This is a genomic window from Thalassotalea fusca, assembly GCF_053485835.1.
Genome location: NZ_JBQRUN010000001.1, coordinates 367,212 through 393,287 on the forward strand (window position 1 = coordinate 367,212; position 26,076 = coordinate 393,287).

23 protein-coding genes are annotated in these 26,076 nt (G+C 40.7%); 14 read left to right on the forward strand and 9 right to left on the reverse strand.

Going from position 1 to position 26,076, the window contains the following annotated elements:
• Positions 1-634 precede the first annotated feature (634 nt).
• Both ACSLUK_RS01590 and ACSLUK_RS01595 read left to right on the forward strand, forming a co-directional pair.
• On the forward strand, positions 635-2,359 hold the full coding sequence (locus ACSLUK_RS01590) for an ABC transporter permease (RefSeq protein WP_448546743.1): 1,725 nt from the start codon (positions 635-637) through the stop codon (positions 2,357-2,359).
• A 140-nt stretch (positions 2,360-2,499) separates the two neighbouring features.
• Positions 2,500-4,119 carry a protein adenylyltransferase SelO gene (locus ACSLUK_RS01595; protein WP_448546744.1) on the forward strand — a complete coding sequence of 540 codons (1,620 nt, stop codon included), beginning with the start codon at positions 2,500-2,502 and terminating at the stop codon, positions 4,117-4,119.
• 15 nt (positions 4,120-4,134) lie between these two features.
• On the opposite strand, the gene ACSLUK_RS01600 is transcribed toward ACSLUK_RS01595, so the two are convergent.
• Complete coding sequence (locus ACSLUK_RS01600; RefSeq protein WP_448546745.1) at positions 4,135-4,572, reverse strand: CBS domain-containing protein; 438 nt, start codon at positions 4,570-4,572, stop codon at positions 4,135-4,137.
• A gap of 307 nt (positions 4,573-4,879) precedes the next feature.
• Here ACSLUK_RS01600 and ACSLUK_RS01605 point away from each other — a divergent pair, with 307 nt between their 5' ends.
• The 7 genes from ACSLUK_RS01605 (at position 4,880) to ACSLUK_RS01635 (ending at position 13,525) form a co-directional block, all read left to right on the forward strand.
• The gene (locus ACSLUK_RS01605) at positions 4,880-7,030 is read left to right on the forward strand and encodes an ABC transporter permease subunit (protein WP_448546908.1); all 2,151 of its coding nucleotides are present in this window, start codon (positions 4,880-4,882) and stop codon (positions 7,028-7,030) included.
• Positions 7,031-7,047: 17 nt separating this feature from the next.
• Entirely contained in the window at positions 7,048-8,685 is a 1,638-nt protein-coding gene (gene pstA / locus ACSLUK_RS01610; protein WP_448546746.1) for a phosphate ABC transporter permease PstA, read from the forward strand.
• Positions 8,686-8,764: 79 nt separating this feature from the next.
• Positions 8,765-9,589, forward strand: coding sequence for a phosphate ABC transporter ATP-binding protein PstB (gene pstB / locus ACSLUK_RS01615; protein ID WP_448546747.1), 825 nt, complete (start codon positions 8,765-8,767; stop codon positions 9,587-9,589).
• Between the two features lie 23 nt (positions 9,590-9,612).
• Entirely contained in the window at positions 9,613-10,314 is a 702-nt protein-coding gene (phoU, locus tag ACSLUK_RS01620; protein ID WP_448546748.1) for a phosphate signaling complex protein PhoU, read from the forward strand.
• Between the two features lie 210 nt (positions 10,315-10,524).
• On the forward strand, positions 10,525-11,205 hold the full coding sequence (locus ACSLUK_RS01625; RefSeq protein WP_448546749.1) for a TIGR00153 family protein: 681 nt from the start codon (positions 10,525-10,527) through the stop codon (positions 11,203-11,205).
• Between the two features lie 9 nt (positions 11,206-11,214).
• Positions 11,215-12,480, forward strand: coding sequence for an inorganic phosphate transporter (locus ACSLUK_RS01630; protein ID WP_448546750.1), 1,266 nt, complete (start codon positions 11,215-11,217; stop codon positions 12,478-12,480).
• A 388-nt stretch (positions 12,481-12,868) separates the two neighbouring features.
• Positions 12,869-13,525 (forward strand): hypothetical protein, encoded by a 657-nt coding sequence (locus ACSLUK_RS01635; protein WP_448546751.1) that lies wholly within the window; start codon positions 12,869-12,871, stop codon positions 13,523-13,525.
• A 69-nt stretch (positions 13,526-13,594) separates the two neighbouring features.
• On the opposite strand, the gene ACSLUK_RS01640 is transcribed toward ACSLUK_RS01635, so the two are convergent.
• On the reverse strand, positions 13,595-13,876 hold the full coding sequence (locus ACSLUK_RS01640; protein ID WP_448546752.1) for a peptidylprolyl isomerase: 282 nt from the start codon (positions 13,874-13,876) through the stop codon (positions 13,595-13,597).
• A 157-nt stretch (positions 13,877-14,033) separates the two neighbouring features.
• Between ACSLUK_RS01640 and ACSLUK_RS01645 the strand changes: the two genes are divergently transcribed.
• The 4 genes from ACSLUK_RS01645 to ACSLUK_RS01660 all read left to right on the forward strand — a co-directional run bounded on the left by ACSLUK_RS01645 (position 14,034) and on the right by ACSLUK_RS01660 (position 17,206).
• The gene (locus ACSLUK_RS01645) at positions 14,034-14,951 is read left to right on the forward strand and encodes a hydrogen peroxide-inducible genes activator (RefSeq protein WP_448546753.1); all 918 of its coding nucleotides are present in this window, start codon (positions 14,034-14,036) and stop codon (positions 14,949-14,951) included.
• A gap of 117 nt (positions 14,952-15,068) precedes the next feature.
• Positions 15,069-15,617 carry an RNA polymerase sigma factor gene (locus ACSLUK_RS01650; protein WP_448546754.1) on the forward strand — a complete coding sequence of 183 codons (549 nt, stop codon included), beginning with the start codon at positions 15,069-15,071 and terminating at the stop codon, positions 15,615-15,617.
• On the forward strand, positions 15,610-16,305 hold the full coding sequence (locus tag ACSLUK_RS01655; RefSeq protein ID WP_448546755.1) for a hypothetical protein: 696 nt from the start codon (positions 15,610-15,612) through the stop codon (positions 16,303-16,305). The genes ACSLUK_RS01650 and ACSLUK_RS01655 overlap by 8 nt, the downstream gene beginning before the upstream one ends.
• Positions 16,298-17,206 (forward strand): OmpH family outer membrane protein, encoded by a 909-nt coding sequence (locus ACSLUK_RS01660; RefSeq protein WP_448546756.1) that lies wholly within the window; start codon positions 16,298-16,300, stop codon positions 17,204-17,206. The genes ACSLUK_RS01655 and ACSLUK_RS01660 overlap by 8 nt, the downstream gene beginning before the upstream one ends.
• 87 nt (positions 17,207-17,293) lie before the next feature.
• On the opposite strand, the gene ACSLUK_RS01665 is transcribed toward ACSLUK_RS01660, so the two are convergent.
• The 5 genes from ACSLUK_RS01665 to ACSLUK_RS01685 all read right to left on the reverse strand — a co-directional run bounded on the left by ACSLUK_RS01665 (position 17,294) and on the right by ACSLUK_RS01685 (position 22,376).
• Positions 17,294-17,689 carry a hypothetical protein gene (locus tag ACSLUK_RS01665; protein ID WP_448546757.1) on the reverse strand — a complete coding sequence of 132 codons (396 nt, stop codon included), beginning with the start codon at positions 17,687-17,689 and terminating at the stop codon, positions 17,294-17,296.
• Between the two features lie 231 nt (positions 17,690-17,920).
• The gene (locus ACSLUK_RS01670) at positions 17,921-20,089 is read right to left on the reverse strand and encodes a malate synthase G (protein ID WP_448546758.1); all 2,169 of its coding nucleotides are present in this window, start codon (positions 20,087-20,089) and stop codon (positions 17,921-17,923) included.
• A gap of 238 nt (positions 20,090-20,327) precedes the next feature.
• Complete coding sequence (locus tag ACSLUK_RS01675) at positions 20,328-21,029, reverse strand: LrgB family protein (RefSeq protein ID WP_448546759.1); 702 nt, start codon at positions 21,027-21,029, stop codon at positions 20,328-20,330.
• Positions 21,022-21,420, reverse strand: coding sequence for a CidA/LrgA family protein (locus ACSLUK_RS01680; RefSeq protein ID WP_448546760.1), 399 nt, complete (start codon positions 21,418-21,420; stop codon positions 21,022-21,024). The genes ACSLUK_RS01675 and ACSLUK_RS01680 overlap by 8 nt, the downstream gene beginning before the upstream one ends.
• A gap of 14 nt (positions 21,421-21,434) precedes the next feature.
• Positions 21,435-22,376 carry a LysR family transcriptional regulator gene (locus ACSLUK_RS01685; protein ID WP_448546761.1) on the reverse strand — a complete coding sequence of 314 codons (942 nt, stop codon included), beginning with the start codon at positions 22,374-22,376 and terminating at the stop codon, positions 21,435-21,437.
• A gap of 306 nt (positions 22,377-22,682) precedes the next feature.
• Between ACSLUK_RS01685 and ACSLUK_RS01690 the strand changes: the two genes are divergently transcribed.
• On the forward strand, positions 22,683-24,272 hold the full coding sequence (locus ACSLUK_RS01690) for an isocitrate lyase (protein WP_448546762.1): 1,590 nt from the start codon (positions 22,683-22,685) through the stop codon (positions 24,270-24,272).
• 86 nt (positions 24,273-24,358) lie between these two features.
• Here ACSLUK_RS01690 and ACSLUK_RS01695 read toward each other — a convergent pair whose 3' ends face one another.
• Together ACSLUK_RS01695 and ACSLUK_RS01700 are read right to left on the reverse strand one after the other, a co-directional pair.
• A complete protein-coding gene (locus tag ACSLUK_RS01695; protein ID WP_448546763.1) occupies positions 24,359-25,141 on the reverse strand; it encodes a DUF481 domain-containing protein in 783 nt (260 codons plus the stop codon).
• Positions 25,131-25,961 carry a mechanosensitive ion channel family protein gene (locus ACSLUK_RS01700; RefSeq protein ID WP_448546764.1) on the reverse strand — a complete coding sequence of 277 codons (831 nt, stop codon included), beginning with the start codon at positions 25,959-25,961 and terminating at the stop codon, positions 25,131-25,133. Before ACSLUK_RS01700 ends, ACSLUK_RS01695 begins: the two co-directional genes overlap by 11 nt.
• Between the last annotated feature and the right edge of the window lie 115 nt (positions 25,962-26,076).

Genomic DNA, 26,076 nt, shown 5'->3' on the forward strand with positions numbered 1-26,076 from the left:
GTATGGCTGGAGAAAGTGGAAGAATAACAGATTAGCTTGGTGTGTAATTACATTGAGTTTATCATTATTTACAGGTTTCTTGGCGGTATTGATAGGCTTATTTTCATACATTAATCATGACAAACCTGAATGGGTCAATACGACAGCAAATATATATACCGTTGCCAGTCAAAGTTTAAGTGGTGAAATCTACCCAACGTCTCGTTACGATATCGAAGCACTTAATAGTCTTCATAACGTGACTGGAGTGGCGAGTATCTACTTTAGAAGCATAGATTTGAGAGTAGACGATAAGCTATTACCGCAAATTAAAGTTGCTTTTTATTCAAGAGAACTACCAACATTACTTCAACTTTCGTCACCTTTTAAACGTGATTCATGGTCAGTTGGCGATGTTTTTATTTCACCTACTCTAATCGAAAAATATGATTTACCTGCAAGTGACAATGTAGTATCGATTGTGGGGCGAAAATTGAAGATTAGTCATGTTGTTTCGGAGTCAATGACCAAATTTAATGATAAAACGATCGACATCTGGTTGCCAGATAGTCACCTGAACCTTTTTGTGCCCAAAATGATTCCTCTGAAAGAATCATTTGTTAAAAGTGACCCAAGCTATTTTGGTTTCTTTACGATGAAAGATAATGGTCTTTCCTTGGCGGAAATAACCCAGCTTGCACAAGCAGTGGTCGAACAAGCGCCTAGTGATAACGCAGTATTTATAAAGACGAATAATACGCTGCTGGTGTCAGAAGGTGTGGAGCTTAACCCTATTGCTAAACGGGCGCTCAAGATTCAAATGTGGGCGCTGACCTTTCTTTTTTCAGGATTCGGCTTTTTGGTCTTTGCTACTTTTGTCAACATGCTTGGCGAGCAAGCGACAGCACGCATGCAGGAGTTCAAACTTAAAACATCACTTGGTGCTAGCTATAGTAGCCTTTTTGTTTCTGGAGTCATAGAAGCATTACCTATGATTAGTGTTTTTGTCGTGCTTAGTAAATTAATAGCTACAATAACTATGGAGGCTGCTTCTAGTGGCTCCGTTTTTCGAGCCTATTTTGGCGATAATATTAGCATTGATTTTGGCTATTGGATTGCCGCAGTTTCGATAAATTTAGGACTATTCTTGCTTGCAATATTCTTAAACTTGTCCACGATAAATAGCAAAAACACATTTACGCGTTCTCAGCAAGGAAGTCAGACAAAGCTTCAGAGCAAAATTAGAAACGTTAACTTGACTATTCAGTTGGCTATTGCAATTGCAACCTTTGCCTACACTTTAACGATCTTTATCAAAGAAGTGAAAAATAATGAAATAGTTAACGTAAATGGATCTGCGCTGGAAATTACAACCAAGCAAACCGGAAAAAGTGTCGTTTCATTGAGCTTACAAAATAAACATGGAGAATTTGAAGACTCAACGAAATTAGCTTTAAGTTCAACTCAGTTTACCACCATTGATAGTACAAATTTCCAATATAAGTTTTCTAGTAGTGATAATGCTTCAGCTCTGCCTGTTAATGGTACTTTCGTTTCTGCAAATTACTTTGAAGTTTTGAAAATCCCTCATTATAAGAGTGAGCCACTAGTTGGGAATTACACTTACATCAATGAAAATTTCGCAGATTATTTAATTAAAGAAAGTGAGCAAATTAGTTCGCCACAGGAATTGATTGGTAAGCCCATTGTTGTTGAGTACTTTCCGGCTACACTCGAACTCAGTATTGCAGGTATTGTTGCTAATGCTCCGCACTTTGGAATTCAGTCAAACAAAAGTGTAATTTATGTCAGCTACGAAAGGCTACCATCATTGATTTCTACTAAGCTTGTTCCTGTGTTTTATAGCGCTAATAATCATGAGGAACAGGCATTCAGTACAATTAACGACTGGGTGGCGTCGAACACTATGAATATTGAGCCTTATGATAATAGTAAGCGCATCTTTGAATCAGTTTACGAACTTAATCTTGGTGGTAGGTTTTTGTTTGTGGCAAGTGCAGTCATGAGTATTTTGATAGTCATGTTGTTGTCGCTTTCTTTGTATTATCGAATGACAGAAGATATAACGCGAGATAGGAGAAAATACGGAACGTTTCTTGCGCTTGGTGCGTCAAAATTCACTACTTATAAAATGAATAATACAAATATACTAGTCATCCTAATTAGCGCAGTTCCAATTGCCTTAGTGCTCACTTATTTGGTTGAACATCAACTTTCTTATTTTGCTAGTATTGATTTGTTCAATATTAACTTTTTAGTTGCTTTCTTAGTTGTGGCTCTCTTAGTTAAAATATTCAATCTGGCTGCATTATCAAAGATACTCAAGAGCTCAATTGTAAATTTGCTAAAAAGTACGTAAATGGCGAGTGGGCGTTCAATACCTCCCAACCACAAATTACTGTGAACGACAGCAATAAGTTGTCTGTCGTTAACTAAAAACTTACCCCTTACAATGGTATACTCGTTGTAACTTTCTCTTTAACACTGATTGTCAATGTCATGCTAAGCCCTGAACTCATCACTTTTGTTAGTCAAAAACCCAAGGCAAGTCCTCAATATTATCGCCTCAATGACCACTTCACTGCGCAATTGCCTGCGGATAGCAATTTGGAAAACTACACGCGTCAAGTGAGCAGCGCTGCATATTCTTATGTGCTGCCTGCAACGGTTAACAAACCCCAATTAATTGCCTACTCTGCTGATGTTGCCAATTTGCTCGGACTGCCAAACGACTACTTAGACAGCGATGAGTTTGCTGAAGTGATGACAGGTAACAAGATTGTTGAGGGAAGTTGTCCCTATGCTATGGCGTATGGTGGTCATCAGTTTGGCAACTGGGCAGGGCAGTTAGGTGATGGGCGCGCTATTAATTTAATGCAAGTTGATGTTGATAATGGTCAAAACTTTACGCTGCAATTAAAGGGATCCGGCGAAACACCATATTCACGTTCAGCTGATGGCCTAGCGGTTTTACGTTCATCTGTTCGTGAATTCCTGTGCTCTGAAGCCATGTACCATTTAGGTATTCCTACAACACGCGCCTTAAGTTTGTGTTTGAGTGGCGAATCAGTGGTAAGAGACATGTTTTACGATGGGCATCCTCAAGAAGAGCTGGGCGCCATTGTCTGTCGTGTTTCTCAAAGCTTCATGCGTATAGGGTCGATAGAGTTACCTGCGAGTCGCGGAGATTTAGCATTAACGCAGCAGTTGGTTGATTATCATATCCAACACTACTATTCGCACTTGGGGGAGCCGAGTAAAGCGACTTATCTTGCATGGTTTGATGAAATTTGTGACCGAACTTGCCGCTTAATAGTTGATTGGATGCGTGTTGGTTTCGTTCATGGCGTGATGAATACCGATAACATGTCGTTGCTCGGAGAAACAATTGACTATGGTCCATATGGCTGGATAGACAACTTTGATCTGAACTGGACACCTAACACCACCGATGCAAAAGGCAAACGGTATTGCTTTGGTGCACAACCAGAAATCGGTCAATGGAATTTGTTTCAGCTAGCCAATGCCATTTATCCCTTGATTGACGACGCTGAACCTTTAAAGGCGAGTTTAAATAAATATGCTGCAAATTATCAGCAACAGTGGCTAGTGATGATGGCACAAAAACTGGGTATTGAAGTGCTTGATTCTCAAGAGGATACGGCTTTGTTTATACAACTAGAACAAGTGATGAGTGAAGAGCCTACGGACATGACGATTTTTTATCGATTATTGGCTACGTTGCCTCAAGAGCAATCGCTATGGCACTCTCATTTATTGCCTTGTTTTTATGGTGATATGCCTGAAGAAAGTGAAACGTGGCAGCACTGGCATAAGTGGTTAACTCATTATTTTGATCGAATTAATAAAAATGAAATAGATAACGAAGAAAGAACTCTACGCATGAATGCGGTTAATCCTTGTTTCGTTTTGCGTAATTATTTGTCTCAGCAGGCCATTGAGAAAGCGGAAGCAGGAGATTTTTCAATGATAGAGGAATTGCTCACCGCGCTGCGACACCCCTATCAAGAAGAAAAAATTGCTGAACACCTACGAGCGAAAAGACCCGATTGGGCACTGAACAAAGCTGGGTGTTCAATGCTGTCGTGTAGTTCGTAACTAAGGGCTATTGATCTATGCTTTTTCAGGAGCTGTGCTTTTTTGGCGATATTGTATGGCGATGAGTCGGAGAATGTCGCGCCACGTAATTATGCCGATTGGCTCACCTTCTTGGTTTATGATGGGCAAACAAGACACATGATTGTCATGAAACAATAATACGGCTTCATTAAGGGTCGTATTCACTGTCGCTGTAACGAGATCACGGCTCATGATCAAGTGGACTTTTTTATTGAGTAACGTCGCATCGCGTGGGGTTTCTTTGTGAGTACCCACTGTCGGACTTAAATGTTTGTATAAATCACGATCGGTAATGACGCCGGCGAGTTTTTTGCCATCGAGCACTAATAGATGATGAACTTTATTTTCTGCCAGGAGTTTCTTGGCATCGGCTAGGTCATCGTCCATGTCTAATGTTATCAAAGGTTTAGACATTAAAGTGGCAATACTCATTGAAGGTCCTTAACAGTTTCAAAAAAATTCAAGTATCCGTTCACTAACATAATGAAAATTTTGATTAAAAACAAACATTATACGAGCCGTTTTTTGCTTTCATTCCGAATATGACAGTCCTGTCACAAAAGTGTCACATAACTGTCTTATAATTGCCGCAACTTAAATTAGTCTCCATATATCAAGGGTTATCTTAGTGACAATAGCGTTGAAATCAGCGGGTTCTAGGAAGCTGAAAAATTCAATCGCACGATGGTTAATAACACTCGGCGGCATCAGTGTTTTATTTACCTTAGTGTTGATCTTTATGTATCTTCTATACGTTATCAAGCCTATTTTTGAATCTGCGAAAATAGAGCCGTTAACGAGTTTTGCCGTTACTTCAAACAGTGAAGTGTTAGCAACGGGGGTCGACGAGCTAAAAGAATTGGCTTACACCATACGCAAAGACGGTACCGTTGATTACTATCAGTTAAAAGCTGGTAAGGATATCACTGTAGGAACAGTAATTTATCAAGAGTCACTGTTTCCGGATGGCTTAGTATCAGCGGAAGATAGCCACATAGCGAAAGTGGTAAATTTAGACGGCGATCAAAAGTTAGTCGTCAATGAGCAAGGTCAAACGCTTTTGGTAGCGTTTAGGTTTTTGTCTCAATTTGACACAGGTGAACGCGTAATTGTACCTAATATCACGTATCCTCTTGGCGAGGAATTTTTGCGTGTTGACGAAAATGAAGCACAATTTTCTCACCTCTCTTTTGCTATGGGCGACGAGCGTGCTGTTTTAGTCGGATATACGCAAGATAATCGTTTGATTAAGACATCATTGATTGCTGAAGATGATTTTTCTTATGATCCTGAACATTCTGTGGAATATCAGGAAATTAATTTTGAATTAAATCGTGTTGATCAAGTTGTAGTAACACCAGACATGCGTATGGCATTTGTTAGAAGTGCGAATCAAGTGCTGGTTTACGACTTAACAGACGAGTATGACGTGCCGCTAAAGGCAACGATTATTCCTCAATTAGCGCAAAATAGCAGTAAACCACATCAATTGACTAGTATGACGTTACTTTCTGGTAGCAGTTCTGTGTTAATCGGTGATAGCAGTGGTCAGGTAACGCAGTGGTTTGAAGTTGCTACAGACATTGGCCGTGAGTTCAAGCTTATCCGTTCGTTTGACGCGAGTGAAAATGAAGCGGTAGCCAGAATTTACACTGAACAATACCGCAAGAGCTTTTTCACGGTTACTACTTCAGGTAATGTTGGCGCGTTTTATACTACAAGCCAAGCAGATTTATGGCACGGCAGCTTAATTGGCAGCCTACCTAAAACGTTTACCATCACACCTCGTGCAGATGGTTTACTAGCGTTTGATGGCAATGAATTACACTTATTTTCAGTAGAAAATGAACACCCTGAAGTCACGTGGCATGCACTATGGCAAGAGGTTTGGTACGAAGGCTATCCTGAACCCGAGTTCATTTGGCAATCAACCTCAGGTTCAGATGATTTTGAAGGCAAGTTTTCTTTAGTCCCTATTTCTTTTGGTACGATTAAAGCCGCACTTTATGCGATGCTATTCGCTGTACCTATCGCGTTAACAGCAGCAATTTACACCGCTTATTTTATGACGCCTGCGATGCGTAAAAAAGTGAAGCCTACCATTGAAATTATGGAAGCGTTACCTACTGTAATTCTCGGCTTCTTAGCAGGCTTATGGCTGGCGCCTATCGTTGAAAAGTATTTACCTGCCATCGGATTGTTGTTCGTATTGTTGCCTTTGTCGGTGTTTATTACCGCATTCACGTGGCATAAATTACCTAAACAATATAAAGCTTTAATTCCAGAAACTTGGGCGCCAATTATTTTGATCCCTGCGCTAATTTTTGCGGGTTACTTATCATTTGCATTGTCGCCGGTGCTTGAAGCTTACTTATTTGGTGGTGATGTACGTCAATATCTTACAAATGATTTAGGTATTAGCTTTGACCAGCGAAATGCGTTGGTTGTAGGAATCGCTATGGGGTTTGCTGTGATCCCGACCATTTTCTCAATGGCAGAAGATGCAATATTTAGTGTGCCTAAGCATCTTACTAGTGGTTCATTAGCACTTGGTGCAACTCAATGGCAAACCTTAGTCAAAGTTGTATTGCTCACTGCAAGCCCAGGGATCTTTTCTGCGGTGATGATGGGCTTAGGTCGTGCGGTTGGTGAAACCATGATTGTACTGATGGCAACGGGTAATACACCAATTTTGGACTGGAGTGTGTTCCAAGGGATGCGAACATTGTCGGCTAACATTGCCGTTGAAATGCCTGAATCGGAAGTTGGCAGTACCCACTACCGCATCCTGTTCTTAGCGGCATTCGTGTTATTTGTATTTACTTTCGTCTTTAATACGGTCGCTGAGTTTGTTCGTCAGCGTCTCCGTGAAAAGTATAGTTCGTTGTAAGGTAAGGAACTGAATAAATGAATAATTGGTTTAAATCGGGTTCCCCTTGGATTTGGCTTTCCGCAGCTGGTGTGAGCTTAAGCTTGATTTCAGTACTAGGGTTGCTATGGCTAATTGCTTCTCGTGGATTGTCATTCTTTTGGCCATCAACGTTGCATCAATTTGAGATTGTTGACGAGTTTGGCAAACCGTCAACCGTTATCGGTGAGATTTATGATCGTGAGAGCATTCCTGCTGAGCAGCTTGCTCATCGTAATCTCAAGCTCGATAGCGATACCGAAACTGTAGAGCGCTTGCTAATTAAAACGGGGAACCGTGAATTAGTGAGCCTTGATTTTCGCTGGATACTCGTGCCGCAAGTTATTTCTCGTTCAACACCGGAAGATATTGCTCTCATAGAGCGCCGCACCAACGGTAATTTTTACGGTTATATTGAAGAACTGATTTTAGATGGTCAGTCTGTTGAACTTGATCGCATGGACGAACTACTTGAACGTGTGAATAGTTTTCAGGAAGAAATAGAAGAACTACAAAAAGTAGACATTGGCGCGATTAACTACCAAATTGAACGTCTGCGGTTGAAAGAAAAGAAACTGGCACTCGAAAATAAGCTAGACGAAGCGAGCAAAAGTGAGATTGATGCGCAAGTTCAAGCACTGAAAAAGGATTACGATTTATTAGAAAAAGACTTGATGGCATTGCGTGACAAAGTTGCGCGCGATCAAATCAAAGTACGTGCGATGGGTGGTGAAATTGTCACAATCAGTTTTGAACAAATCCTAAAGATTGAATTTAATAATCGCTTGAGTGGATTTGAAAAGCTTGGCATGTTCTTCAGCCAAATTGGTAGCTTTATTGGTGATGACCCACGTGAAGCAAATACCGAAGGTGGGGTTTTCCCTGCAATATTCGGTACGGTGTTAATGGTATTACTTATGACAGTAATCGTCTCACCGCTAGGCGTGGTTGCAGCAATTTATCTTCATGAATATGCAGGTAACAACGCACTCACTAAGTTACTGCGTATCGCGGTTATTAACTTAGCGGGTGTGCCGTCGATTGTTTATGGTGTATTTGGCTTAGGCTTCTTTGTTTATATGGTTGGTGGCAGCTTAGATCAGTTGTTCTACCCTGAAAACTTGCCAAGCCCAACGTTTGGTACACCTGGTGTGATGTGGTCTGCGATTACACTAGCAATACTAACTTTGCCAGTGGTGATAGTGTCTACCGAAGAAGGCTTGGCACGTATTCCATCTGCAATGCGTCACGGAAGCTTAGCGCTTGGCGCGACCAAAGCAGAAACGCTATGGCGTATTATTTTACCGATTGCTAGCCCTGCAATTATGACAGGTATCATCTTGGCAATTGCGCGAGCGGCGGGTGAAGTTGCGCCATTGATGTTGGTTGGTGTAGTAAAAATGGCACCAACACTTCCACTTGACGGCAACTTCCCATTCTTGCACTTAGACAGAAAGTTCATGCATCTTGGTTTCCACATATACGATGTTGGTTTCCAAAGCCCGAATGTTGAAGCTGCGCGTCCATTGGTTTACGCAACGGCATTACTATTGGTCACAATCATTGTGGCATTGAATATGACAGCAGTTTCGATTCGAAACCGCTTACGTGAAAAATATCGTATGTTAGAGCACTAGTTTGTACTAGTAACTAACGAATAAACATTGTGCTTTAACAGGGAGCTTGCCTCCCAACAGAGAATTGAAAGAGTAAATTATGATTACTGTTAGCCCAAATAATTTATCGGAAAACAACGTAAAACTAGATCTAAACAACTTATCTCCTGAACAAGTTGCTTTAGAGATTAATAACTTAGATCTATACTATGGTGAAAAGCAGGCGCTGCATAATATATCGATGGCGATACCAAAGGGACAGGTAACTGCGTTTATCGGACCAAGTGGTTGTGGTAAGTCGACGCTACTACGCTGCATCAATCGTATGAATGATCTGGTAGATATTTGCCGCATTGAAGGTGAAATTAATCTTCATGGTGAGAACATTTATGGTAAACATGTTGATGTTGCAGCATTGCGCAGAAAAGTTGGTATGGTGTTCCAACGTCCTAATCCATTTCCAAAGAGCATTTATGAGAATGTTATCTATGGATTACGCATTACGGGAGAAAACAACCGTCGTGTGTTAGATGAAGTGGTTGAACGTTCACTAAAAAGTGCAGCTTTGTGGAATGAAGTAAAAGATCGATTGCATGAGAGTGCATTGGGCTTATCGGGTGGTCAGCAGCAACGTTTGGTTATTGCGAGAGCAATTGCAATCGAGCCTGAAGTGTTGCTATTAGATGAACCAACATCTGCATTGGATCCGATTTCAACGCTAACAATTGAAGAGTTGATCAATGATCTCAAGAAACAATTTACGGTTGTGATTGTTACCCATAACATGCAACAAGCAGCACGTGTATCTGACCAAACAGCGTTCATGTATATGGGCGACTTAATTGAATACAGCGACACGAATACACTATTTACGACGCCTACGAAAAAGAAAACTGAAGACTATATTACTGGTCGTTACGGTTAAGCTGAACAAGGTTAGGAGACACAATGGATAATTTAAATATTGGTCGTCATATATCAGGCCAATTTAACGAAGATTTAGAAAATGTCATTAACCATGTCATGAACATGGGGGGCTTAGTTGAAAAACAGTTAAGTGATGCATTAGCGTCTGTTTACAATTCGGATGAAGACCTAGCTAAACGTGTTCATAGCAACGACTACAAAATAAATAATCTTGAAGTAAGTATTGACGACGAATGTACGCGCATTATTGCCAAGCGTCAGCCAGCTGCGGGTGACTTACGTTTGATTATGGCCATTGTAAAAACCATTGCTGATTTAGAACGCATTGGTGACGAAGCTGAAAAAATTGCGAGTGTTGCACTAGAAAGTTTCTCAAGCGATTCAAAGGATTTGTTGATGAACTTAGATAATTTAGGGCGCAATGTTTTAGAGTGCCTACAGGCGACTTTAGATGCTTTTACTCGTATGGATGTGGAAGCTGCAATCAAAACGCATGGTAACGACGATAAAATTGACCGCGAGTACGAAGCGTTAATGCGTCAATTAATGACTTATATGATGGAAGAGCCTCGCCAAATACCACAAATAATGAGTGTTATTTGGTCAGCTCGCGCACTCGAACGCATTGGCGACCGCTGTCAGAATATCTGTGAGTACATCATTTACTTTGTAAAAGGTAAAGTGGTGCGTCACACATCGCCTGAAGACATGATGAATCTATAAATTTTTGTATTTTTTGCAGAAGGGTGAGGAACATCCTTCTGTATATTTTTGTAATGTAATCAATAAGTAACCGTATGGTTAAATGGTATACACAGGGAGTGAACAGTATTTGACCGATAATTGTCCGCTTTGGCGTTTTAACTTAAGCTAAAATAGGGTAATATCCGCGGCGAACAACAACAACGAGCCTTTAGCTCCTGGAAAATAAATATGGCCAGAAACTCAATCCTTGGTGTTTTTGCTAAATCACCGATAAAGCCTTTAGAAAAGCATATTCGATTGGTTAGCAAATGTTCACATCAATTACTCCCGTTCTTAGACGCAGTTTCGCGACAAGATTGGGAAGCAGCCAGCAAAGTCAGAGCTGACATTTCAAAGATCGAGCAAGAAGCTGATACATTAAAACGTCAGTTGCGTTTAGAACTACCGGGCGGATTATTCATGCCAGTAGATCGTGCAGATTTGCTTGAATTGTTAACGCAGCAAGACAAAATTGCCAATAAATCAAAAGATATTGCAGGTCGTATGTTCGGCCGTAAATTAGTCATACCTGAGCAGCTACAAGCGGAATTTAGAAGCTATCTACAGCGCTGTATTGACGCAATTGATAAAGCAGCGGATGCGATTAACGAGTTAGATGATTTGTTAGAAACAGGTTTTCGTGGCCGAGAAGTCGAATTAGTCGACAAAATGATCCATCAATTGGATGCAATCGAAGACGATACTGATTCAATGCAAATTAAAATTCGTGCCGAATTGTTAGCAATTGAAAACGAACTTAACCCTGTTGACGTAATGTTCTTGTACCAGATCATTGAGTGGGTAGGTGATTTGGCCGATTTAGCAGAACGCGTCGGCGCTCGATTAGAAATATTATTAGCGAGAAGTTAAGGTTCAGTAATGGATATTTTATTAACACATGGCTCAATGTTAGTCATGATTGCCGCTTTTGTCGGCTTTTTTATGGCCTGGGGTATTGGTGCTAACGATGTAGCCAATGCCATGGGTACTTCTGTAGGTTCGAAAGCACTTACAATCAAGCAAGCGATAATCATCGCGATGATTTTTGAATTTGCCGGCGCATACCTTGCTGGTGGTGAAGTAACTTCAACCATTCGTAAAGGCATAATCGACCCTGAATATTTTGTTGATATTCCAGAACAGTTAGTGTTTGGTATGATCGCAGCTCTCTTGGCTGCGGCAACATGGTTATTGGTGGCGTCTATCTTAGGCTGGCCGGTATCTACTACACACTCTATTGTAGGTGCGATTATTGGTTTCGCGGCAATTGGTGTCAGCCCTGATACTGTAGCTTGGGGTAAAGTGCTAGGCATAGTCGGCAGTTGGATTGTTACGCCGCTTATATCTGGGGTTATCGCTTTTGTTATCTTTAATAGTGCGCAAAAACTCATTTTTGACACTGACAAACCATTAGATCAAGCTCGTCGCTATGTACCTTTTTACATGTTTTTGGCCGGTTTCGTATTGTCATTGGTGACAATCAAGAAAGGCCTTAAGCACATTGGCTTAGATATTGGCTCTACTGAAGGCTTTATCTATGCAGCATTGGTAGCATTTGTCGTTGCACTTATTGGTAAGTTCTTTATTAGCCGTCTTAAGTTTGATGATAGTGCGGATAGATCTACCCAGTACGCCAATGTAGAAAAAGTCTTTGCTATCTTAATGGTCGTAACTGCTTGTTGTATGGCATTTGCTCATGGCTCAAACGATGTAGCGAACGCAATTGGACCACTAGCGGCGGTTGTAAGTATTGTTGGTAACGAAGGTCAAATCGTTAAGAAAGCGGCACTTGAATGGTGGATATTACCATTAGGTGGCTTAGGTATTGTGGCTGGTTTAGCCATATTTGGTCATCGTGTAATTGCTACAATCGGTAAAGGAATTACGCACTTAACGCCTAGCCGTGGTTTTGCTGCAGAACTAGCTGCGGCATGTACAGTGGTTATTGCATCAGGTACAGGCCTACCTATTTCGACAACACAGACACTTGTAGGTGCTGTATTAGGTGTAGGTATGGCACGTGGTATTGCGGCAATCGATTTAGGGGTTGTACGTAACATCGTAGTATCTTGGGTAATTACACTGCCAGTAGGTGCCGGGTTATCTATTCTTATCTTCTGGGCATTACAAGGCATCTTTAGCTAATATTGGCTTTATTGAAGATAAATGAAACATGAATAATAGCCTGCCACTGCAGGCTATTTTTTTATCTGTTCAAAGGCAACTTAATGCCTATCAGTATAATTCCGTTATAAAAAAGCGGCAGCTTTTTGTCAAAAAGTGTCAGTCATTCTTACGGTTTTGGCACCATAAATTTTTTCAACGTTGTAACTTGCTGTAAATTTTAGTGAATATTTTATGGTATGTTTTCTGCTTCAAATTAATCAAACAGTTTTACTCGTAAAGTACAAATGTTCCAGTGGGACTATGAGAAAAGTTTTCGTTTTAGGCTTGGTTAATACCGCTGTGGTTAGGTAATTTCCGAGTTTAAGACTGTAATTCTCTATCAAACAGTGATCAGGTTAGGTTATTCATGAATTTAAACATTGAACTAACCAGGGACGGAGAATTATTAGCGCAATATTACAAACTCCGAGAGAAGAGCTTTCAAGAGATGCTGGGCATTTCCGAGTTTAATGGCGCAGAAGAGGCATTAGATAGAAGTTCAGACATTATGATCGCAAGAGTAGGTGAGCGGTGTATTGGCGGTATTCGAATTTGTGGTGCCCATCAGAACGTCAAAATTCCATTAGAAAAGCATTCAGGATTTTTGGCGCAACAATTATCGAATTTGGACTTACCACATTTTGGCTACTGCCAGTGGATGAGGTGCACTATTTGTCCTGAGTTTGGTATGCCCAGAGCATTCATTCAACATCAATTTATACTCGCAACCGTCTTATTCAGTGCCGCTCTAGGTTACCGCTATGGTTTTTGCGCATCCAGCCGAGCACATCATCGTTTTTATAAACGAATATTGTCAAAATTTGGTTATGAATATAATGAATGTGGCTACATCGCCGTTGAGAAAGAGCCTGAATTTACTAACTTAGAACATGTTTTGTATATAGCCGATTTACATTCTAGTGAAGCAGACGCAAAAGAGAATTCAGGGTTTAGCGCCTGTGGTAGTCTTTGTTTAAACTTAGAAGAACAAGAATCAATATGCCAATCGATGCTTGTTTGTTGATTAAGGAGTTGCTTGTTACAACTCCTTAATAGCCACGTTGTGTAGACGTTCGCTTAATGAGAGGACGTTTTATTCTGTGCGCGCGGTAACTTCCACTAAATGATATCCAAATTGTGTTTTTACTGGGCCTTGTACAGTATTTAACTCAGCATTAAAAACAACTTCATCAAATTCTCTCACCATTTGACCGCGGCCAAATGAGCCTAACGCTCCACCTTGCACTTTTGATGGGCAACTAGAATGGTTCTTGGCTAAATCTTCAAAGGAAGCGCCAGCTTCAATGTCTGCTTTTAGTGCTAAACATTGCTCTTCAGTATCAACTAAAATGTGTCTTGCTGAGGCAGTAATCATAGTACTTCTTTTCTCTATCTATAAACTCGCTAGTAACATAACCTTACTTTTGCCGAAAAACAAATAAATTGTCAATTGAATAGACAAAGTGCCACTATAACTGTTTACAATGATTGAGTTACTTATGGTTGAGATAGAACAATAGGGTTCGTTTTACATGGTGAAAAACCTTCCAAACTTGAAACACTTGCAGTACTTATTAGCATTGCATGAGCAGCAACATTTTCATCGTGCAGCGCAGGCTTGCTTTGTCAGTCAGTCAACGCTAAGTAGTGCAATACTAAAATTAGAAGAGCAGTTAGGCTGTCAGTTAGTAGAGCGAGACAACAAGTCGTTTATTTTTACTGCACAAGGTGAAAAGCTCGTTGAAATGGCACGCGATATTATTCTTGCTACAGGTGAGCTGATGTCATTTGCTCAGTACCAAGGAGATCCTGAAAAAGGGGAGTTATGCTTAGGAAGTATTCCAACGATAGCACCCTATTTATTACCTGACCTAGTACAAACTTGTCAGCAAGAATTACCGGAATTGTCGTTGTTTTTAAAGGAAGATACGACTGAAAATCTGATGTCCGCTTTGGCGAACGGAGATATAGACATTGCCTTACTTGCATTACCGGTGAGCCCGCACAATTTCAAAAGTAAAACTGTTGGGCGGGATGCGTTCTTTATGGCCGGTGATAAGCAGTTAGTCGCACTTTATCATCAAGACCACAGCTATGATAACCTACCGGAACAAAGCATTTTCTTATTGTCTAATGAGCATTGCCTCACTGAGCATGCTGTGTCTGCCTGTCAGTTAGCTGATTCTAGTCGTATCAATCGCTTTTCTGCATCAAGCATTACGACTTTAGTACAAATGACAGCTTATCATCATGGCTTTACTTATTTACCTGAAATGGCGGTAAAGAAAGGGGTAGGCATGAATGAAGGGCTTGTTGTTGAACGGATGCCCGACTCTATGTACCGCGAAATAGGTATTTTATGGCGACCTACCAGTCATCGACAAACAACGTTCTTAAAAATTGCTGTTTTGATAGAAAAATTACTAAGTAATAACAATGCTTTGCAATAAGTGATAAAAAAAGTGAAAAATTTTCAAACTATTTTTAGTGTTTCCTCGACATTAATAATAACAAAGAGATAGTAAGCGCAAATATTGTCTCTACATAACAATCTTATAGGAAATTTTGTGTTTGAGCGAAGTGATGAAACACTTATTAAACAAGCGCTAAAGGGAAAAAAGTCTGCTTGGGTGGCGTTGGTTAAACGCTATGAAAAATGTGTCTACAACTATGCATTGCGTATGGTGAGCAACCCCGATGATGCGTTGGATTTGATGCAGGACGTATTTATGGCGGTATATCGAAACCTATCAACATTTCGTGGTGACAGCCCTTTCAAAGGTTGGTTATTAAAAATTGCGCATTATCGTTGCATTGAATATTACCGAAAAAAACGACCTACACAATCACTTGATGAAGCACCTGAGCCTGAAGATGAAAGCAAAATTACATGTCCAGAATCGGTTGCTGCAATAGGTCAACAAGCAAAGCAATTAACGGAGGCGATTAATTGTTTGCCGATTAACCAGAAGCTAGTGGTAGAGCTTAAGTTTTATCAACATTGTACATTTGATGATATTGCTTATCAGTTAGGCATATCTGTCAATACAGCTAAATCAAGGCTTTATAGTGCACTTGATAAGCTAAAAGGTCATTTGGAGTTAGAACATGTCTAAAGACAAATCAATTAATGATCAAGACCAGTTGGAGCAGTGGTTAGACGAAGTTAGTGATAGCGCTAATGCCCCAGAACTATCTGACGAAGCCTGGCAAAGACGCGCACAAACAGCGGCATATATACGCCATCAGGCCAATATTATAGGCGAACAAGAAGTACCTCATTGGCATCGTGGCTCAGCAATGGACAGCAATGAGAAACGCTGGTGGCAATGGCAAGGGTTACCCGCGTTATCAATGGCATTTTCATTTATGGCATTAACGATGGTGATCTTTAAAGTGGAGTTCATTGTAAAGCCTGAAGGGATGATGATTAGTTTTGCGGGAAATCACGCTGCCGAACAAGAGAAAAAACTGGCTGAGTTAGTGGATCAGCGTTTACAAACTTTTGCCAGCGAACAACAAGTGATGTTGGCTAATTACACTAGTGACTTAAAGTCGCAGCAGCAAGATAGCAACCTGCAATTAGCGAACTACATAATGACCACATCACGGGAAGAGCGGCGTGAAGACATGACGGACTTCATTCAGTACGTGAACAAACAGATGCAAGAAGATCAATTCACGCAACAGATAAAATTTAAACAAATTGAACAAACACTGAATTACCAAAATAAGTTACTTAATAGTGTTGATGTACAAGCTCAGCCGGCTATTTGGATTGAAGAGGATACAACTGATGAATAAATTAACCAAAATTTTCCCCATGACGCTACTCAGTCTGTCAATGGTGACGGCACAAGCAGAACCTGTTAAATATCAGGACATGTATAAACAATTAGACATTATGACCAATATCATTAAGTCATCAGTGTCGCAAAATGGCAGTAGCCGCAATGCACAGTTAACCAGTATTGAAAGTACCTATTTAGAAGGGCAGGGTGTGGTGTTTTCAATTAGCGCTCGTGCGAATAGCCGTCAGTGGGGAAATTTTAATTTTGCAATACCTGAACCTGCTATTGCGCCGATGGCACCAGTGCTTGATGTTGACGAAATTTTTGATGAAAGTTTTACCGAAGAGATGGCTGAAAGCATTGAACATGCTGCGAGAAGTTATGAACAAGCGATAGAGTCGCTCATGCATGATCGCGAAGGCTTGCACAAATTGAAAGAAAAAGAGCGTGAGCTGGCATATGATTTAAGAGAAATAAAGCGTGAAGCAAGAGATCTTGAATATCAGCTTAAACGTGCAGATAAAGAGGCCAAAAAGGAACTCAATAAAGAGTTAGAAGAATTATCTACCAAAAAAGGTGAATTGGCGAAGCTAAAAGAAAAACTGGAAAAACAGGCGAATGCGCTAGCTGAAAAGAAAAAAGATAAGGCACGCAAAGTAAGCCAAGAACGCAGTGAGTACTACCAGCAACTTTCTACCACACTGGCCGAGACATTTTGTTTGTATGGCAATGGTTTAAAAGCACTGCCTAAAAATGAAAAAATAAGTGTGATTATTAAAGGTGCTGGTGAACAAAAGGGACGTCGTTACACTGATCAAATCTTTGTATTTGATAAAAATGACGTACTTGCTTGCGCCAGTGAGCGCATTGATGTGGCAAAACTAATGGAGAAAGGGGCGAAGTACAGCTTCTAACGCGATAAACCTTTTAGACTCAAATAAGCAAAAAAGCCAGTAACAATGACATTGTAACTGGCTTTTTTGAACACACTTAATTTTAAACTATGGGCTGGTAATCTCTGCTCCACCAATACCACTTGGCTCTTCAATTAATTTAGCTGTTTGGTAGCTAGGCGTATCACCAAAATATGAAAGAAACATTTGCAGCTTGTCGTTAAAGATTGCGGTGAGTTCGTATATTTCGTTTTTCTTCTTGCTGCCACATGTGTGCTGAAAATTTTCTTTAGGCTTGTTGTCAGCAATTTTATTACTGTACACACGAATACTGTTAGATGAAACATACTTAGATGTTGAGACATCGAGAAATGGTGAGTACGAATTGTCTGACTGTTGAATTACCGGTAGTGCAATATTTTCTTCTGCACTAGATAAACTACAAAATAATCCCAACGAACTAACCATTGATGCTAGTATCACGGGTTTAACTAGTGATTTCATATTGCAATCCTCGTCCAACAAACTCACAGTAAGTGTAATGTATTAATCTTAGTATGTAACAAACTTGCCTATATTGTAACCATACTGAATGCTCATTTGAATTACCAGCCATCTGGGACAAACAGCATATTATTTAAGATTAACGGTAACTTGGTAAAGTAACTTGCGCTTAAGTTTATTAGACACGGTTTGTTGCAAAATAATTTCAATTTTTTGCAACAAACCGTGAAATTATTTCAATTTCTGCAATGACCTGTAATGATGAAGCAATGGCTCAGTATAGCCTGAAGGTTGTTCAATACCGTTAAAAATTAAAGCACTAGCCGCTTGAAAGGCTAATGAACTTTCAAGCTCATTTGTTATTGCTAAGTATTGAGGATCCCCTCTGTTTTGTTCATCTACAATGCCCGCCATGCGGACTAAGCTCGCTTCAACTTGCTCGCGAGTGCATATACCATGCAATAGCCAGTTGGCGAGGTGTTGACTCGAAATTCGCAAAGTTGCTCTATCTTCCATCAAACCAATGTTGTTAATGTCAGGTACTTTTGAGCAGCCAATGCCTTGGTTGATCCAACGAACCACATAGCCAAGAATGCCTTGAACGTTGTTATCAATCTCTTGCGTTACCTCTTCTGCCGACCAACTAACATCTTCAGCGAGGGGGATAGCTAACATGTCGTTGAGTAGTGAAGGGGCTGGTTTGGGTATAGATAGCTGTACACTGCTGACATTGATTTGATGATAATGAATGGCATGGAGTGTAGCTGCGGTAGGGCTTGGCACCCAAGCTGTTGTTGCACCAGATAGTACATGCGCAACCTTTTGTTCTAGCATGTCAGCCATGTTGTCTGGTATCGCCCACATTCCTTTACCTATTTGTGCTCTTCCCGCTAAACCACAAGCTAAACCAACCGCTACATTGTTCTCTTCGTATGCCGAAATCCACTGAGTGTTTTTAATATCAGCTTTACGTTCAACAGGCCCTGCATTCATTGAGGTATGAATTTCGTCCCCTGTTCTATCCAAAAAGCCGGTATTGATGAATGCAACACGCTCTCGCGCTTGATAAATACAGGCTTTCAAATTCACGCTAGTGCGGCGTTCTTCATCCATAATTCCCATTTTTATGGTATTTCTTGGGAGTTGTAACAGATCTTCGACATGAGAGAATAAGGTATTAGCGAAGGTGACTTCCTCTGGGCCATGCATTTTGGGTTTCACTATGTAAATGGAATTTGTATGAGAATTTCCACAACCAGGTTGATTAACTAGATCATGCATAGCGATTAATGAGGTAACAATAGCGTCAACTATTCCCTCGTAAACATGATCACCATTTTCGAATATGACCATGTCGTTTTTCATTAGATGTCCAACGTTTCTCACAAACATAAGACTTCGACCTTTAACCGTAATTGCAGAACCGTCTGGTGCGCAATATATGCGATCATTCGCCATTCTACGTTCGATAACCCTACCATGTTTAGTGAGATTGGCTGACAGTGTCCCTTTGTTTAGCCCAAGCCAGTTTTGGTAAGCTAGTATTTTGTCTTCCGTGTCTACTGTTGCTACGGAATCTTCGCAGTCCATAATCGTTGTTAATGCAGATTCCAACTCAATGTCGCTAACACTGGCTCTATCGTTGCGCCCTATATTACTGGTTGCGTCTATCTTTAATTCAATGTGTAAACCGTGGTGTTTAAATAACAATGATGAAGGCGTAGATGGACTTCCCGTGTAGCCGATAAACTGGCTATGGTCTTGTAGTTTCTCCATCGACCCATCATCTTGCAAAACGCATAGCGTTTGGCCGTCGACAAAATACTTGGCAACAGCATTGTGGCTGATATTTCTGAGCGGCAGGTAACTGTCTAGGAACGCTCTACCAAAGGCAATCACGCGTTCTCCACGCACCGGATTATATTGGGTGCCGCGCTCAGCCCCGCCAGATTCGTCTATTGCATCGGATCCATATAAAGCATCGTATAAACTTCCCCAACGAGCGTTAACTGCATTAAGTACAAATCTTGCATTGGTAATCGGTACTACGAGTTGTGGGCCCGCTAGTTGGGCGATTTCAGGATCAACGTCTTGTGTTGAAATGCTAAAATCGGGAGCAGGAGGCGCTAAGTATCCGATACGTTGTAAAAATGCCACATACTCGTCGTTTTGCTTGGGATCATAGCTATTATTGTTGTGCCAATCATCTATTGCTTGTTGAAGGTTTTGACGCTTAGCTAATAACGTGTCGTTTATTGGTGTTAGTGATTCAATAATGTTTGCAAAGCCTTGCCAAAAGTTCACAGGTTCAATGGGGAGGTCAGGTAAAACCTGCTTTTCAATAAATTCATATAACGGCTGAGCAACCTGTACTTTACCGATAGAGATCCTGTCTTGCATGCTAGCGCCCTCAAGTAGTTGAAGCGAATTGTGAAAATTTACAAAGTGACTTTAGAGTAGGTACTCAGTAGGTGCAATGGCTGTTGCCAAGTTAGAGTGAGAATGGATGTTGTTATATTTATATTTATTTCCTTTAATTCAGTGAGTTACGGGCTTAGCTGGGGCGCTATTTAATAACTCAATACCCACTATTTAATTTGTGAATGGTATTGTGTTATCGTCTCTTTTCTGTGAATGGCTAGCTGGCGAGTGACAACATTAAGGGAAATATGATTGGGCTAATAAATGCAGTGAATATGGCAGAAACAATTAATGCCACTGAGCTATAAGCTGCATGTTGAAAGCTCACTTGGCTTATTGTAGCGGTTCCTAGGGCATGGCTGGCAGCTCCAATTGCCAAGCCTTGGGCTTTTATCGAATGAATATTAAGAAACGATAACCATTTTAAACCCAAAATAGCCCCGACCATACCAGCTATTATGATGGCGATTGCGGTAATGGCCTGATTGCCATTGAATTCAGCTGTCAATGCTAAGCCAATTGGTGTCGTGATTGACTTTAGTGCTAGCGACACTGCCACTTTAGATTCGCCAACTAAGTAAATTGTCACAAAGTAACTGAGCGTAATCGCAAGGATGGTCGCCACAAGTAAAGTAACGCAAATCGGTAACCAATGCTTTCTAATCGTGGGGAGATGTTGATAGAGTGGAAAGCCCAACGCAACGACTGCTGGTTCTAATAATTGACTTAGTAAACGGGTATGTGTGGCGAATTCTTTGTAACTAACGGCGAACGTTAGTAGCAGAGGAATAATAACAGCGATAGCCAATAACATGGGGTTAAGCCATATTTTTTTTGATTTATTCTGTAGTTGGGCAAACAATTGATAGATAAATACAGTGAGCCCAATGTAAATGACAGGGAGCAAGATATTATTCATTTTCTTTGCTCCCATTTCGGGTGTCATTAGGATCGAGTTTTCGATAAAAATAAGCAACGAAGGTAAGTAACATAAGCGAGGTTACAAATGTTATACCTACAATCGCTAATCCATGTTGCTTGACGAGTTGAAAGTGCTCGATAATGCCAACGCCCGCAGGTACAAAGCAAACCCCCATATTGCGTAGTCCCCAAGCTATGCTAGCTTTCACGCGATTGGCGTCAATCCACCGCCAATGTAGCATTAGCGTGAACAAAATTAAGCCGTACAAACTCCTTGGTAACCCGCCCAGATACTCGGAGATAAAATGCCCCAGTATTAAGCACAAGCCAATAGTAGCAGCACAATAGAGGGCGTTAATCGCACTATGTAGACTCGTCGCTTTCTTCATTGAAGTGACAAGTTTTATTCGCTAACGGCATTTGCAGCTTCAATAACCAACTGCCTAAACCAGATATGGCTGGCATCGTGATGCAGCAAAGGACTCCATATCATTTTGAGTTCTATGTCGGGTATTTCAAACGGGGGTTTAACGATTGTATAATTAGGGTCGTCTTTATGTAAAAGTGCCGCTCTAGTGGGCAATGTTGCCACTAAATCGTCCTCAAATGCGAGTTGCATTGCCACATGGTAATTTCGGGTAAAAACCTTAATATCACGTTTTTTTCCGAGACGAGCAAGCGCTTCGTCAACCCACCCAAGTTTTTGAACGTCTTTAGGATCCATGCCCACGCCAACACCAAAGCCAGTTTTCGATACCCATACGTGTTTCGCGGCCAGATAGGTATTCAAATTAAATTTACTAACCACAGGATTGTCAGCGCTCAACAAGCAAGAAAAGCCGTCTCGCCAAATCGTTTTTTGATGAAAAGACTGGGGCAGTTCGTCAAAGCGATTAATAGCCATATCAATCTTACCCGCTTCTACATCATGAAAGGTGACATCACTTGGTGTCATAATATCCATGGTGACATTGGGCGCAATCTTATTAATACGTTTTAGCATACGCGGGATCAGTGTTGAAGCTGCGTAATCACTTGCCATGATCCTGAAGACACGTTGACTCTTCTGTTCGTTGAATTCTTCTTCGCCTTGTAGCGCTTCTTCAAGATCTAGCAATACTTTGCGTATTGCTGGGGCTAAAGAACGCGCCCGTTCAGTAGGCACCATGCCGTCTGATGTTCGTACCAAAATAGGATCATTAAACAAAGTTCTAAGGCGCTTAAGGCCGTTACTCATCGCTGGTTGAGTGATATTAAGCTGGCTTGCTGCACGAGTCACATTTTTTTCGCGAAGAAGCACATCGAGATAAATCAACAAGTTTAAGTCTATTTTAGATATATTCATAAAGTAAATGTTCTTCTTTGTATTTATAACTACTCTATATGTCATGTTGTGCAAGCAAAGGCAAGTGCTTTTTCGCTGAACAATTCAATGAATGGCCTGTTAATTGATTAATGTTGCTATGTTTTATTCTGTATTTTACTGAAATTTAAAGGGAAATCATTTGTATTGATTTTGTGAATGGTGGTGATTGATATTATATATTTTGATGATGGCTGTTGCTGGCATAGTATTTTTGTTGTTCAGGTTGTGTGATTACCAAGCTAATTACACTTCTAATTTTGAAAGCAAACGCTGGAGAGCAAAGAGATGACTAACTACCGCGCCGAAATTGATAATGCGAGCACTGAAATTCAAAGTAAACCTACGTGGCAGGGAATCAACCCCGAGTCTGTTGCACGCATGCGTTTGCAGAACCAATTTAAGACTGGGCTAGATATTGCGAAATATACGGCAGCAATCATGCGAAAAGACATGGACGCCTATGATAAAGACAGCAGCCAATACACGCAGTCTTTAGGGTGTTGGCATGGCTTTATTGGCCAACAAAAAATGATTTCAATTAAGAAACATTTCAACAATACAGACCGTAAATACTTATATCTTTCGGGTTGGATGATTGCGGCGTTACGTTCAGATTTTGGTCCATTGCCAGATCAATCAATGCACGAGAAAACGTCTGTGCCAGCACTTATTGAAGAGTTATACACTTTCCTACGCCAAGCAGATGCACGTGAACTTGGTGGGTTATTTAGAGCGCTGGACGATGCCAAAAGCAAAGGGGACGAAACTACCGCAACAGACATTCAATCACAAATTGACAACTACCAAACACATGTAGTACCAATTATTGCCGATATCGATGCGGGGTTTGGTAACGCTGAAGCCACTTATTTGCTAGCCAAACGTATGATTGAAGCTGGCGCATGTTGTATTCAAATTGAAAACCAGGTTTCAGATGAAAAGCAGTGTGGCCATCAGGATGGTAAAGTGACTGTTCCGCATTCAGATTTTCTGGCAAAAATTCAGGCTGTACGTTATGCCTTTATGGAGCTTGGCATTGATGATGGCGTTATTGTTGCCAGAACTGACTCGTTGGGTGCTGGGTTAACTAAACAAATTGCTGTTACCCATACTCCGGGTGATTTAGGCGACCAGTACAATTCGTTTTTGGATTGCGAAGAAGTCTCAGAGGCATCATTGAATAATGGTGACGTGGTTATAAAGCAAAACGGCAAGTTAGTACGCCCTAAGCGACTTGCGAGCAACTTGTTCCAGTTTAAAAAGGGCACTGGCGAACAACGTTGTGTGCTTGACTGTATCACTTCATTGCAACACGGTGCAGATTTAATTTGGATTGAAACAGAAAAGCCGCATATTGGACAAATTGGCGGCATGGTAGATGCTATTAGAGAAGTTGTGCCAAATGCTAAGCTGGTTTATAACAACTCACCTTCGTTCAACTGGACGTTAAGCTTCCGTCAGCAAGCGTTTGATGCAATGGTCGAGAATGGTGAAGACGTTTCTGGCTATGATCGAGATAATTTAATGAGTGAAACATATGATGAAAGTGAATTATCAAGACGTGCTGACGAAAAAATTAAAACCTTCCAGAGAGATGCCGCTAAACAGGCGGGTATTTTCCATCACTTAATTACGTTGCCAACATACCATACTGCGGCATTATCTACGGATAATTTAGCGAAGGAGTATTTTGGTGAACAAGGCATGTTAGGTTATGTACAAGGCGTACAACGTAAGGAGATTCGCCAAGGTATCGCCTGTGTTAAACATCAGAATATGGCGGGCTCAGATATTGGTGACGATCATAAAGAGTACTTTGCTGGCGATGCGGCTTTGAAAGCTGGCGGTAAAGATAACACGATGAATCAGTTCTAATACCAAGTGAAATAATAGTTTATCAAATCAATTGCTTAAATTGAAAAAGGCCCTGAATGGGCCTTTCTACGTATAACGAATCAAACTTAAAAACTATATACCAGCGTCATGGCCGTTTGTGTTTCAGTTTTTTCGTTACCTTCATCAACAATTGAGTTGTGATCTATCGTAAATGAAAACTTAAGCTGTAACGTTTCAATTAACTTCGTTGAGATTGAGGTTACTGCTTTGTACTTGTCATTTTCATCGCTGTCAGGAGCAAACTTGGCACTAAGTGATTGCTTAAACTCAACATGTTCATTGATTTTAGTCACATATAAGGCTTGTGCCTGAATAATGAATGACGATAAAGTTTCGCTTTCTTTGTCAGCTGTTGCTCTAGTGACATCGCGTTTGTAACCCGGACCAATGTCGGCAAAAAATGATGTGTCTTTGCTTTTGTACCATTGGCGACCCCAACCCATAGAAATAGAGCTCTGATCTTCATAACCGCTAAATCGGTTATTTTCATAGGCAATATCACCATAGATATAGTTTTTGCCGTCTTTTTCGAGGGTGTAGTTTGTCTTTGAGGTAATAGTCCACTTTTGATCTGTAGTTTCTAGTGATTCATTACCGTTTTCATCCGCTTGTTCAGCCTTTTTGACCAGCATGTCCCAATCGAGTGTACTACGCCATACATCTTCTTCCCACTTGATGTCAAAGCCGGCTTTTATGTCGCCACTTTTGGTATTACCCGTTTTATACAGTAAGCCAAGTTCTGCCGATGCTGTGATGGATGATGGCTTTTCAGCCGTTGTACCATTGTCAGCAGCATTTGTAATAAGTGGCGCACAGCATAGCGCAAGCGAAATAATTTTACGATTCATTACTTTCCTCGTGGTTTACATGTACAGAGAGTTGAGGGAATGGAATTTCAATTCCGGCATTGTCGAGTTCAACTTTAATTGTCTCGAGTAAGTCGAAGTAAACAGGCCAGTAGTTTTCTGTTTTCACCCAAGGGCGCACAACTAAATTAACTGAGCTGTCTGCTAGTTCGCTAACACCGATAGTTGCAGGTGTGTCTTTGAGAACTAACTCATGTTTTTCAACGATTGACTTTAAAATATCTTTGGTCTTTGCTAAATCAGCATCGTAGCTTACACCAATTACTAAGTCGATTCTGCGCGTAGGTTTAGCCGAGTAGTTAGTAATAGTGCCACTTGCGATCGCGCCATTTGGGATGATAACTGTTTTATTGTCGCCAGTTCTTAATGTAGTCGAGAATATCTTAACTTCTTCTATAATGCCTGATACGCCAGCCACATCAACAAAATCACCTGCCTTAAATGGTTTGAAGGTGATAAGTAAAATACCAGAAGCAAAGTTAGCTAAAGAGCCCTGCAGTGCTAAACCAACTGCCAAACCAGCTGCACCAACAATGGCAACTAACGAAGAAGTATTAAAGCCAAGGTGTGAAATAGCGACAATAAATGCCACTAAAATAACTAAGCCATACACTAAACTCGAAATAAATGAACTGACGGTATTATCGACATTTCTGTGATTAAGGAGTTTTACTGTTGCTTTAGCGACAAGTTTTGCTAACAACTTACCGACAATTAAGATAATAATCGCGATGATGAGCTTGATCATAAAAGCAATTAACATTTCTTGGTTGTTGGTAAACCAGTTGATTACACTATCCATTGATTATTTCCCCTGTGATTTTTGCCGCGAATTATAACAAAGGAAATGTTAATCCCCATTAAAAAAAGAGGGAATTGCAAAAAAATATTAAAATGCGCAATGAAAAAGGGGCATA